Genomic DNA, 10,023 nt, shown 5'->3' with positions numbered 1-10,023 from the left:
CAGCCGCTCGGTGTCGGCGTCGCGCGGGAAACGTCTCACGCTGCCGCCCCGCCCGGCTTCACGTCGATGGTTCGCCTCAGCGACCCACACCGACGAGGATGGCGGTCAGGGCGATGAACTGCGGGACGGCGATCAGCAGCAGGTCGCGCCGCCAGGCTGCCGTCAGCCGGTTGGCGAGCGACTCGAGCTTGCGGTCGACCTCGACGCTCTGACGATCGAGGGCCGACTGCGTGACGACCGCACCGACACGGTCCACGACCATCGCCGCCTCATCCACGCCGATCGCCTCCTCGAGCGATGCCTGCCAAGCGCTCAACGCCTGGCGTTCGCTGACCATCGTGGACCTCCGGACCGCCGTGCGCAACACCGTACGGCCCGGTGCGACAGACCCGAGGACGGCGACCGCGCGGCTGTGGACGACCGCCCGCTTCGTGTTCAGTTGGTCGCGCGATGTCGCTGATCTCCCAGGACTGTCGAGTCCGACGGTCACGCGCAGGCGCAGTGCCCGTATGCTGACGACGTCGGGTAGGAGGTGATTGTGGTGCTCGAGCGACCGGAAGCGCGCGAGGTGGATGCTGCACATCAGTTGCTCGCTCACTTCGCCGCCAAGCACGGCCTGTCCGACCTGCGGCACGGGGACGGACCCGGCGAGATCATCGTCGATGTCGATGAAGGTCGGACCTACTTCGATGTGGTCTCCTTCGAGGACGATGTCCAGGGCAGCGTGGGGTGGCGCCCCGACGTGGTGCCCTCGGGCGCTCCAGACGCGAACCCTGGCCGGCCGGTCGGCACTGCCGACACCAACGCGGCGTGACCCCGCAGCAACGACGCCAGGCGCGCATCGAGCTTTGGGCGGCAGAGGATGCGCTCGCACGCATCTCTGAGCTGACTGGCGAAGGGCGCGAGCGCTATGACCTCGAGGCCGACCGCCGCGCCCATCTCCGCTACCTCTGGATAGTGGCCGGGAGTCGCCTCAAGAACCACAGCACCGTGCTCGGGATCACGCGTGCGGCCGGCGGGTTCGCGCCAGCGATCGCCCTACGCAACAAGCTGGCGTACACCGCGCCGGGCCGTATCGACGACGGGCAGGTGTGGGTCACCAGTGTCGAGGACGCGCCCGTGCTGGCCAACCGGTCCGCGCCCTGCGCGAGGTTCGGCGGACGCGGGTCGAGTGCTGAGGACCGTCCCGCGCCGGCGGTGCGTGCAACCGGTCAGCGGCGGTGGAGGGCGATCACCATCCGCGCGGCGAACTTCGGGGTGTGGCCGCGGCGGCACAGCTGCTCGCCTTGCCGGTAGGCCTCTTCGGGGAGGTCGTCGGTGCGGTAGCGGCCGAGCTCGATCGCGAACGTGGCTGCCTGCGCAGCTCCACCGGCTCGTGACCGACTACATCGACCACTACAACCGGCACCGTCCCCACCGGTCGCTCCAGCAGCGACCACCGGCCCCGGCCCCCGAGACGCCACCCCCGTCGACGGCCGACGTCACGCGACGCCCCCGCTGCGACGGCCTCATCAACGAGTACCGAAACGCCGCATAACCCCCACGGCCGGGCTTCTGGCACCCACAGGGTCATCCAGCCTGGAGAGGGATGCGTTCTTCTTCGAACACGGCCGTGATCTCGAGATGGCCGCCAAGTGCCTCGATGTAGGCCTGGAGGCTCGACAGGCGCGCGTCGCCCTGATGCTCGAGCTTGGACACCCGCGCTTGGCTGACCCCGAGGATGTCGGCGATCTGTTGCTGCGTCACCTGATGGCGGGTGCGTAGTTCCTCGAGCCGCAGCTCGCGACGCATCTGGTCCTTGAGCTGCTCAACGTGCTGCCGGCGGCCCGGGTCCTTGTCGACCTTCGCGCGTAGTTGATCGACGTTCATCGCCGGCCTCCCTTCTTGTTCTTCTTGCCCTTGGTCCTGGAGGTCTTCGCGGTGTTGGCAGCTTCCCGAGCCTCGGTGAGCCGTTCTTCGATCTGGTCGAGTAGGTCATCCGCGATCGGGATCCAGGTGTCGTACCACTGGTTCCACTGTCCTTCTTCGGCCTTGTCTCCGCCGATCAGCAGTGCGCCGCGCCGCTCGCTGTCGAAGGCAAAGAGCACGCGCAAGACCGTCTCGGCGAGTTTGGTCGGGCGAAGCTCCTTCATCTTGTGGTGGCGGGAACCGTGGACCTTGTCGACGATCGGCCGCCCCAGCGCTGGGCCGTGTTCTTCGAGTAGTTCGATCGCGGCGAGTACGGCATCCTGCTGTTCGTCGGTCAGCCCGGCGATCCACGTCCCGATCTGTTCACCGGCGGTGTACACCCGCCATGGCATGATAACTCTTTCGTTGTACGCCTGCCACCAGGGTCCGTCGCTGAGCGGACCCTCGGCGCGTGGCCCGGCTCGAGAAGCGGATGGCGGCCTGTCAGCTCCACGGCCGTCGACGTGGACCCGCAGGTCGTCGAGGGCGACGTGGGTGTAGTCGACGAGCGCCTCGGCGGCGTAGTGGAGCGCCTCGTTGATGTCGGCAGCTTCGAGGTCGGGGTAGGCATCGAGGATCTCGGCGATGTCCATCCCGTCGGCGAGCACCGCCAGGATGGTCGCCACGGGGATACGGAGCCCGCGAATGCAGGGCTGACCGGCCACTGGACGTTGGTTCGGCGGAGGCGCTCGGTGCCGCTCCGGCGTGCGGACACTCGGGACGATCAGATGCCGGCGAGGCGCCGGTGGGCCAGCTGCGCCGAAGCGCGCGTGAGGGGGTCGGTGAGGATCTCCCAGGAGGGCTCGGGCGCGCCCCGGAGGCGCTGCTGGTCCTTCTCGCGGACGTCCTGGGCGAGCCCGACTGGGTCGATGACGAGCGAGTAGAGGCGAGCGAGGTCTTCGCGGTGCCGACCGGTGGCGGCGGTGCGGTCGTGGCTGGCGGCACACGACTTGATGACCAGCGCGCCGAGGAGGTTCGGTCGCGGGAGGTACTGGATCGACCTGCCCATCGTCGAGGGTCCAGCCGAGGGCGAGGAGCTGACGGGTCGAGTTCGTGCAGCATGACCATGAGGGCCCCCACGAGCGTCCAGCCACGGGGTTCGGCGTCGGCGAGGTCGAGCAGGGCCGCCCACAGCTACCCAGCGGTGCCGTGGACCGGTAGGGCCACAGGTGCATCGGCGCGGACCGTTCCATCAGCCACGGTGCGCCTGCACCAGAAGGGCGAACAGCTGGCGGCCAGCCTCGATAGCTCGCGGGTCGCCGGCCTCAAGCAGGTCGAGCGCGACGATGGGCGGTGCGGCGACACCGTCGGCATGCGGGACGGCGACGTGATCTTCGACGATGCGTAGCACGGCGTTGGCGACCTCGTCCGCCTCGGCGATCAGGAACTGTTCCCGCAGCGGCGACAGATCTCGTTGAGCGACGTAAAGCTCGGCTGGTGAGCATCATCTTGGACGCTCTGGCGGACGGCATGACCGAGGGCAAGATCCGCCTCGAGTACCCCACACTGACCGTCGACGGCATCCAAGCTGCTGCCGCCTACGGCGCCGAACTGGCTCGGGATGAGTACCCGGCTGTCGCGGCTCCGTGAGGGTCAAGCTCGACGAGAACCTGCCTGACTCGGTTATCGCGCTGCTGAAGGTCGTCGGCCACGACGTGGACACCGCACGCGCCGAGGGCCTTCAGGGTGCCACGGACCCAGCGGTCCTCGCCGGCGCCAGAGCCGCCCGGCGGCTCTTACTCACCCTCGATCGTGGCCTCGGTGACATCCGCGCTGAGCCATCAGGCACCCACGCCGGGATCTTGGTGATCCGACTCGCCCATCAGTCCCCACGGGCGATGTTGAAGACACCGGCCACGGGTCAGCTACGCCACCGTCACGTCGAACCGCAGGCGCTCGGCCACGGCCTCGACGACCGCAAGCATCGCCGGGTCGGCCAGTCGCCGCGATAGCAGCACCCGCCCACCTGCGAGCGCGCCGGCTGCGGTCTCGTTGAGTGCGGTGGCCACGGCGCGTCCGCCCGTCGCCGGCACGTACAGGATCCCGTGCAGGTGCGGGTAGGCGTCCCGGATCGAACGGGCCCACGGCTGGGTGCGGTGGTGCGCAGCGGTGGACAGGTGGGTGCCTGCCCGGGTCGCCTGTCCCCACGAGGTGCGCACGTCCAGCAGCTGCAGCGGTGCGGCGGGAGCGACCACGGTCAGGGTCAGCCCCGCGGTGATCACCAGTTCGGTGTCGGCTTGGACGAACTCGGCCAGGGCGACGTCGAGCGCGTTCCCGGGCGCCATCACCCCAGCGGCGGCCGGTGGGCTGGGCGGCGCTGCCGGGTCGTCACTGGCGGTGTAGATGACCCCGTGGTCGGGCGCGTGGTCGCGTGGTCGTCCGTCCGGGTGGTGGTCGAACCGGCCCTTGTCCGGGTGCGGGCCGAACCAGCGCGGTTCGTGGGGCTCGCGGGGGAACCGACCGGCCAGGTCGTGGATGCGCACCAGGGGCCACCCCGGCGTCACGGTGGCGATGTGCTCGGCCGCCAGGGCGGGCAGGGTGTCAGGGACGTCGGGCAGTCCCTGGGTCACGCGGGCATGCCGAAGGTGGTGGCCTCAGCGACCAGCATCTGCGGGTCGAAGCCGTCGGCCAGCGCCTGCGCCCGCGACCGGCCGCCCAGGTGGGTGGATGGGCTGGTCAGCCACGCGACCAGCGCGGTCGGGGAGGTCTCATCGGTCTGCGGGAGCGCTTGCAGCAGCGCCGCCCAGCCGGGCTGGTCGTGGACGCCGAGCTCGAACTGGAACGCGGGCAGCAGCCACTCGCGCAGGACGGACTGGCGGTGGAACCCCAGCAACGAGCGGCGCGGCCCGTCCAGCCGCTGGCGGATCCGCGACGGGTCACGGTCCAGCAGCTCGGCGACCTGCCCGGTCGTCAGAGCGGCGTTCTCGAGCTGCCGACGGCGCAGCACCCCGGCCATAACCGGACGGGTCGGGGCCTCTTCGACCGGGCCGACGCCCAGGGCCGCCAGCACGTCTTGCTCGGCGGCGGCGAGACGACCGTGGGGCCGCTCAGGCAGCCCCTCGAGCACGTCGGCGAGCTCGGACAGCTCTATGCCGCGGACGCTGGCCAGTTCGGCGATCCTGTCGAGCTCGGCGATGGCCACGGCTGCTCCTAACGTCGGCTAACGCGAGTGTAGTACGTGAGGGCCGTGCGTGCCGCGGCGTCCCCGGCCAGCTACCCGTGGTGTCCCAGTCGCAGCGCGTCTTCTTCCCAACGCAATCACACGGGGGCCGCCTGACGGCGTCTGTTCCCCCGTGACCACGGAGATCCGGTCATGGCGACGGGGGCGATCCAGGTCCACCGTCCTCCACAGCTCCGGCGACGCTCGGACCGAGGTGGTACAGCCCCCGCGGCAAGCTGGTGTCCATGGACCTGGCTCCCGACTCTCCCGTGTCGCTCGTCGACGCCTACGGCGCGTACCTCCGCGGTGTCCGAGGGTTGGCAGCGACGACCACACAGACCTACACCGCCATCGTGCGACAGTTCAGCCGTTGGTTGGCCGACGAACGCCACGATGTTCTCGTCGCGGCGAGCGTCGCCGATATCGAAGCGTGGGTCGGTGCGCAGATGCGGTCGGGGCGAGCACCAGCGACACGCCGCCTCGGCATCGCGGCGTTGCGCTCGTTCTACGACTGGCTCCCCGACCGCGACGACAACCCGGCAACGCGCGTGCGCACCCCCCGCGTCCCGCCGAGCGACATCAGCCCCTACGACCCGGCGGACATCGAACGCATACTCGAGGTGGCGGACGCTCACGGCGGAGTGACCGGACAGGTCGAGGCGGCCGTCCTATCGACGCTGCGCTACACCGGCCTGCGGGTGACCGAGCTGACGTCGATCGAGACGGCGACCGTCGATCTCGCCGAGCGCCGCCTCCAGGTGGTCGGCAAGGGCGGCCGGCCGAGGGTGCTGCCGCTCGCCGTGGACCTTCGTCGACACCTGGCGGACTACCTCGAGCGGACGCGGCCGAGGTGCCCGCCGTCGCGTTGGCTCTTCGCGTCGCCACGGTCGCAGCCGAGCGGCCGGTGGGTGGGCCGCATCTCCCCCACGGTCATCCGCCGCGTCATCCGCGACCGCGGCGAGGAGGCGGGGGTCGCGGGGCCGCACCACCCCCACAGGTGGAGGCACACGTTCGCGACCGAGCTGCTGCGTGCCGGCGTCGACGTCCACTCCGCGCAGCGGCTACTCGGGCACGTCAAGGTGGGCACGACGGCCGGCTACCTCCACCTCGTCGATGCGGAGCTGCGCGACGCCGTCGACCGGGTCTACGACGTCTGGGACCCGGACGCGCTCGAGCCCGTCGCCCGCTCCGTCATCGGGTCCGCTACCGACAGGTGAGGAGGAACCGTCGCATCCCTCGCCGAGCTGGTTGGCCAGGCTGAGCTGCTGACCGCAGGTCGGGGCCGGCGGCAGGGGCCGGGCCCGCGGTGGGTAGGTGCGATCGATGGCGCGCCGTAGGTCGTGATCGAGCAGGTGCAGGTAGCGGGTCGTGGTCTCGAGGCTGGTGTGGCCGAGCAGCCGTTGGACGACGTGCAGGTCGATCCCACCGCGGAGCAGTTCGGTGGCGTAGCTGTGGCGCCATCGGTGCGGGTGGTGCGGGCCAGGGACCCCGGCCCGCCTGCCGGCACGGGCGCACAGCTCCCGGACGCCCTGGTCGTCGGTGGTCCCCTCGCGTCCGCTGCCTGCCACCGCCCGCGGGTTGGCGAACACCAGCGGCGAGGCCGGACACCGGGGTCGCACGTCGGCGAGGTAGCGGCCGAGGACCTCGACCAGCGGCACCGGCAGGGGCACGGTCCGCGGCTTGGAGCCCTTGCCGACGACCTTGGCCCGGCGCTCGTCGAGGTCGAGACGGTCGTAGCGCAGCCCGGTCAGCTCGCTGCGCCGGATGCCGGTCCACCGGAGCGTGGCGATGACCGCGTGGTCGAACGCCGCGGACACCCCGCCCCGTGCCGCCAAGGTCGCGAGGATGTGGTGCGCCTCGTCCGGCCGGTAGATCCGTACTCGTGACGGCGGGATGCGGGGCCGGCGGACCTGCTCGGCCGGGTTCAGCCCGTCGGGGTCGAGCCAACGGAACCACGCCCGGAGCGAGTACAGCCGCCCCTCGCGGGTCCGAGCGCTCGCACCTGACTCGGCCTCGGCGATGAGCCACGCCTCGAGGTCGGCCACGGTGACCGACCGGTGATCAGCCCCGCCGTTCGCACGCCACCACGCGGCGAAGTTGCGGACGCTCGAACGGTGGTTGCGCACCGTCAAACCGGACATGCCGAGGACGGCCTCCTGGTGGGCCAGGAAGTCGTCGAGCAGCCGCTCGGTGTCGGCGTCGCGCGGGAAACGTCTCACGCTGCCGCCCCGCCCGAGTTCACATCGATGGTTCGCCTCACCATCGTGGACCTCCGGACCGTCGTGCGCAACACCGTACGGCCCGGTGCGGCAGATCCCAGGACGACGACCGAGCAACTGTGGACGACCGCGGGCACGTTGAGGGCACGTGCCCACCGCCCGTGTCGACGCGACGACGTCGTCCTCGTCAGCAGCAGAGTTCTGACAGATCGCGCTACTGGTCCCCGAGAACGTCGAGGATGGCCGGGGCGTCGCCAGTGGCCACGCTGTACTGACGCGCCCCGCGGTTGTTGGTCACCGGGGTCGCACCTTCATCAGTGGGGCTCGTACTCACGGTGTTGGCCGCGGCGCTCCTCGGAGTAGCCGTGAATGACTGGTCAACGGTGAGCTGCTCCTTACGTGATCGTGCCCGCGGGCGGGCAGCGGGCAGTCGATCACCTGCGGCGGGCAGTGCCGATCTGCAGGCGCGATCAGCGCCACTCTGCGGTGTGAGCTCGCCAGGTTCCGGCGGGAGTGCTGTCGTCGATGATGCGGTCGGCGAACGCGATGACGTGGTCGAGCACGTCGCCGAAGTCCGGAGGTAGGCGGTCGTCCAATCGTTGACGCCGGCGCCATGCGGCCCACTTCGCTTGGGCGATCTCGGGGTAGCCGGCAAGCACGTCACGCAGGGGAGCCAGCGTGACCTGCCGGTACTCGGCCACCGCGACGATCGCGGCGCGCAGGGCCTGAGCGGGTTGGTCGTGCTGGCGGCTGAGCAGGTAGACGTCGGCGAAATCGCGCCAGCGTGTACTGGCGGTGCCACGTTGGATCGCGGTGACGAGCTTCTCGGCGTAGACCATGTGCAGCGGGTAGCCGCGCAGCCGGATGGGGTCGCCGTCGAGGAGCCGGTCGATGGCAACCTCCGTCGGTGCGGGCCAGATGGGATCGCCGACGCTGATGTCGACCTTGAGCTGCATGCGGCCGGTCGCCAGGGCAGCGTCGAGGGAGATGCGCTCGCCGGCGTAGGCGTCGGTGTCGCGGATGATCTCGGCACTGATGGTGTTGGTGTCGAACTGCAGACCGTCGGGCATGGCGATCACGGCGATGTCGGCGACCAGCTCGCGGAGGTGCTCAGCTTCGTTGTCGAGCTCTTGGGCCTGCAGGTCGACGTCGCGAGTGGGTCGGCGGGTGCCGAAGGCGGCGAGCAGCATGCCGCCTTTGAGGATGAGCCGATCGCGGTGCTCGTGTGTGGCCAGCCGGGCGAGGAAGCCTTCGAGGGCGTAGAGGTGGAGCAGTTCGTCGGTGGGCCGGCCGTGCGCGCGTCCGTGCCGCTGCAGTGCCCGGTAGATGTCGGCTGCGGGGTCCTGGAAGGTCACAGCAGCAGCTCGAGGTCGGTGCGCAACTGTCTGGTGGCCTTGGGGAAGTGTTGGGCCATCTGCAGCAGTTCGCCGGGCTGGGAACCGCGCCGGTCGAGCCAGCGGCGCAACGCTTCGCGTCCGAGTTCCGGACCTTCGTGGTGTCGTAGTCGGTAGGCATCGATGATCGACCGCTGGGCGTTGTAGATCCCGAGTTGGAGCTGGTCGAGCACGGCGAACCGTTCCCGGCCGATCTCGAACGTCTCGGGGGCGAAGTGGTGCCAGCGCACCGGCACGACGGTCTTGGGTGAGCGCTTGCCACGCGGGATGGCGGTCTCGAGCCGGCTCGGGATCTGATCGGTGAGGTCGTGGCGCGCAAGGGACGTAGCCAGGCACAGGGTTGCGGCCTCGGAGATGAGCGCGATCTCAACCAGGTCGAAGTCAACTGGCCCCGCCGTGGCCTTCACATACGCGCCGTGACCGATCCGGTCGAGCACGCCGTCGCGCACCAGCTGCTGGAGGGCAGGGTCGGTCAGGCCGGCCTCGCGCGCTTGCGTCCAGCGAAACGCCGACGGCAACCGCTGCAGCGTCGACTGTGGACCCACCACCACCGTCTCCTAGGTAGGGTTTCGTAGACACATAACCCCTGTCTGTATGCAGAACCCTAGCTCGTGGCAGGCTACATCGGCAGGTCGCGAACGCGAACGCGCGTGTCCTCGAAGGCCACGCGGGCGCCGCGGGCGAGGCCTTCTGCGACGACGGGCTGGTTGGCGAGCAGCAGCACTGCCTGGCCGACAGGACGGCGGCTGCCCGCGCGAGCAGCAGCTTCACGCATGGACGCGCAGCGGCAGTTCACGTTCTCGCACCGCGACCGCTGCGTAGCGCAACGCTTCGTTGTCGTCGGCGTCGAGATCGAGATGGGCCTCGAGGATTTCGGCGACGTCCATCCCGTCGGCGGGCATCGCCAGGATGGTCGCCACGGAGATGCGTAGCCCGCGGATGCAGGGATGACCGGCCATCTGCGCGGGATCGGCGGTGATCCGCTGGTAGGTCATCGTCGGCTCCCAAGCCGCCGAGCAGCGTCAGCAGCCTCCGAAGCGTACTCCGCCCCGGTGAGCCGTCACCGGGAGCCGGTCAGGTAACGACCTGAACGAGCGCCACGGGCGGGCCCGAGCCTCCTGAGCGTGCCCGGACAACCGGAAGCCCGGCCACCGACGTGGCCGGGCTCCTGGCACAGATCCTCAGTTACCGGATCCGTTGACCGATCGACGATGTCCTCAGGCCGCTAGGTCTACCGCTGCGCCCGCACCGAGCTCACCGCAGGCCGAACGCCAGCGCGGTGATCGTCACCAGGGCGGCCAGC

At 70.2% G+C, this 10,023-nt stretch carries 15 protein-coding genes and 2 pseudogenes; 6 read left to right on the top strand and 11 right to left on the bottom strand.

What is annotated here, in order from left to right; translation table 11 throughout:
* Positions 1 to 76: 76 nt before the first annotated feature.
* Positions 77 to 337: a hypothetical protein gene (locus WEB03_RS16360; protein ID WP_368071985.1), complete on the bottom strand. Its 261-nt coding sequence runs from the start codon at positions 335 to 337 to the stop codon at positions 77 to 79.
* Positions 338 to 541: 204 nt separating this feature from the next.
* On the opposite strand from WEB03_RS16360, the gene WEB03_RS16355 reads away from it, so the two are divergent.
* Positions 542 to 814 (top strand): hypothetical protein, encoded by a 273-nt coding sequence (locus tag WEB03_RS16355; RefSeq protein WP_368071984.1) that lies wholly within the window; start codon positions 542 to 544, stop codon positions 812 to 814.
* On the top strand, positions 811 to 1,296 hold the full coding sequence (locus WEB03_RS16350) for a hypothetical protein (RefSeq protein WP_368071983.1): 486 nt from the start codon (positions 811 to 813) through the stop codon (positions 1,294 to 1,296). Before WEB03_RS16355 ends, WEB03_RS16350 begins: the two co-directional genes overlap by 4 nt.
* A 273-nt stretch (positions 1,297 to 1,569) precedes the next feature.
* On the opposite strand, the gene WEB03_RS16345 is transcribed toward WEB03_RS16350, so the two are convergent.
* The 4 genes and pseudogenes from WEB03_RS16345 to WEB03_RS16330 all read right to left on the bottom strand — a co-directional run bounded on the left by WEB03_RS16345 (position 1,570) and on the right by WEB03_RS16330 (position 2,956).
* Positions 1,570 to 1,869 (bottom strand): helix-turn-helix domain-containing protein, encoded by a 300-nt coding sequence (locus WEB03_RS16345; RefSeq protein WP_368071982.1) that lies wholly within the window; start codon positions 1,867 to 1,869, stop codon positions 1,570 to 1,572.
* Positions 1,866 to 2,300, bottom strand: coding sequence for a type II toxin-antitoxin system RelE/ParE family toxin (locus WEB03_RS16340; protein ID WP_368071986.1), 435 nt, complete (start codon positions 2,298 to 2,300; stop codon positions 1,866 to 1,868). The genes WEB03_RS16345 and WEB03_RS16340 overlap by 4 nt, the downstream gene beginning before the upstream one ends.
* Positions 2,301 to 2,477: 177 nt before the next feature.
* A pseudogene (locus tag WEB03_RS16335) lies at positions 2,478 to 2,612 on the bottom strand (DUF433 domain-containing protein); the annotation flags it as partial.
* A 59-nt stretch (positions 2,613 to 2,671) separates the two neighbouring features.
* Positions 2,672 to 2,956 (bottom strand): hypothetical protein, encoded by a 285-nt coding sequence (locus tag WEB03_RS16330; protein WP_368071981.1) that lies wholly within the window; start codon positions 2,954 to 2,956, stop codon positions 2,672 to 2,674.
* A gap of 192 nt (positions 2,957 to 3,148) precedes the next feature.
* On the opposite strand from WEB03_RS16330, the gene WEB03_RS16325 reads away from it, so the two are divergent.
* From WEB03_RS16325 to WEB03_RS16315, 3 genes are all read left to right on the top strand, one after another.
* Complete coding sequence (locus tag WEB03_RS16325; RefSeq protein ID WP_368071980.1) at positions 3,149 to 3,295, top strand: hypothetical protein; 147 nt, start codon at positions 3,149 to 3,151, stop codon at positions 3,293 to 3,295.
* Positions 3,296 to 3,384: 89 nt separating this feature from the next.
* Positions 3,385 to 3,537: a DUF433 domain-containing protein gene (locus WEB03_RS16320; RefSeq protein WP_368071979.1), complete on the top strand. Its 153-nt coding sequence runs from the start codon at positions 3,385 to 3,387 to the stop codon at positions 3,535 to 3,537.
* Entirely contained in the window at positions 3,534 to 3,899 is a 366-nt protein-coding gene (locus WEB03_RS16315) for a DUF5615 family PIN-like protein (RefSeq protein ID WP_368071978.1), read from the top strand. Before WEB03_RS16320 ends, WEB03_RS16315 begins: the two co-directional genes overlap by 4 nt.
* Here WEB03_RS16315 and WEB03_RS16310 read toward each other — a convergent pair.
* Both WEB03_RS16310 and WEB03_RS16305 read right to left on the bottom strand, forming a co-directional pair.
* A complete protein-coding gene (locus WEB03_RS16310) occupies positions 3,813 to 4,517 on the bottom strand; it encodes a hypothetical protein (RefSeq protein WP_368071977.1) in 705 nt (234 codons plus the stop codon). The genes WEB03_RS16315 and WEB03_RS16310 overlap by 87 nt on opposite strands.
* On the bottom strand, positions 4,514 to 5,089 hold the full coding sequence (locus WEB03_RS16305) for a hypothetical protein (RefSeq protein WP_368071976.1): 576 nt from the start codon (positions 5,087 to 5,089) through the stop codon (positions 4,514 to 4,516). The genes WEB03_RS16310 and WEB03_RS16305 overlap by 4 nt, the downstream gene beginning before the upstream one ends.
* A 263-nt stretch (positions 5,090 to 5,352) precedes the next feature.
* On the opposite strand from WEB03_RS16305, the pseudogene WEB03_RS16300 reads away from it, so the two are divergent.
* A pseudogene (locus WEB03_RS16300) lies at positions 5,353 to 6,162 on the top strand (tyrosine-type recombinase/integrase); the annotation flags it as partial.
* 6 nt (positions 6,163 to 6,168) lie between these two features.
* Here the strand turns inward: WEB03_RS16300 and WEB03_RS16295 are convergent.
* The 4 genes from WEB03_RS16295 to WEB03_RS16280 form a co-directional block, all read right to left on the bottom strand.
* A complete protein-coding gene (locus WEB03_RS16295) occupies positions 6,169 to 7,326 on the bottom strand; it encodes a tyrosine-type recombinase/integrase (protein WP_368071975.1) in 1,158 nt (385 codons plus the stop codon).
* Positions 7,327 to 7,796: 470 nt separating this feature from the next.
* A complete protein-coding gene (locus tag WEB03_RS16290; protein ID WP_368071974.1) occupies positions 7,797 to 8,681 on the bottom strand; it encodes a nucleotidyl transferase AbiEii/AbiGii toxin family protein in 885 nt (294 codons plus the stop codon).
* The gene (locus WEB03_RS16285; protein ID WP_368071973.1) at positions 8,678 to 9,268 is read right to left on the bottom strand and encodes a type IV toxin-antitoxin system AbiEi family antitoxin domain-containing protein; all 591 of its coding nucleotides are present in this window, start codon (positions 9,266 to 9,268) and stop codon (positions 8,678 to 8,680) included. The genes WEB03_RS16290 and WEB03_RS16285 overlap by 4 nt, the downstream gene beginning before the upstream one ends.
* Before the next feature lie 219 nt (positions 9,269 to 9,487).
* Positions 9,488 to 9,715, bottom strand: coding sequence for a DUF433 domain-containing protein (locus tag WEB03_RS16280; RefSeq protein ID WP_368071972.1), 228 nt, complete (start codon positions 9,713 to 9,715; stop codon positions 9,488 to 9,490).
* Positions 9,716 to 10,023 lie beyond the last annotated feature (308 nt).

Source organism: Nitriliruptor sp. (assembly GCF_040882075.1).
In the GTDB taxonomy this organism is placed as follows: domain Bacteria; phylum Actinomycetota; class Nitriliruptoria; order Nitriliruptorales; family Nitriliruptoraceae; genus Nitriliruptor.
The sequence above is the reverse complement of the archived record's forward strand: the minus strand, read 5'-3'. Positions and strand labels throughout refer to the sequence as shown.

What these genes read in the sequence shown, in the direction of transcription:
- WEB03_RS16360 (WP_368071985.1), bottom strand. Translation starts at nt 337, where the DNA reads ATGGTCAGCGAACGCCAGGCGTTGAGCGCTTGGCAGGCATCGCTCGAG.
- WEB03_RS16345 (WP_368071982.1), bottom strand. Translation starts at nt 1,869, where the DNA reads ATGAACGTCGATCAACTACGCGCGAAGGTCGACAAGGACCCGGGCCGC.
- WEB03_RS16340 (WP_368071986.1), bottom strand. Translation starts at nt 2,300, where the DNA reads ATGCCATGGCGGGTGTACACCGCCGGTGAACAGATCGGGACGTGGATC.
- WEB03_RS16330 (WP_368071981.1), bottom strand. Translation starts at nt 2,956, where the DNA reads ATGGGCAGGTCGATCCAGTACCTCCCGCGACCGAACCTCCTCGGCGCG.
- WEB03_RS16280 (WP_368071972.1), bottom strand. Translation starts at nt 9,715, where the DNA reads ATGACCTACCAGCGGATCACCGCCGATCCCGCGCAGATGGCCGGTCAT.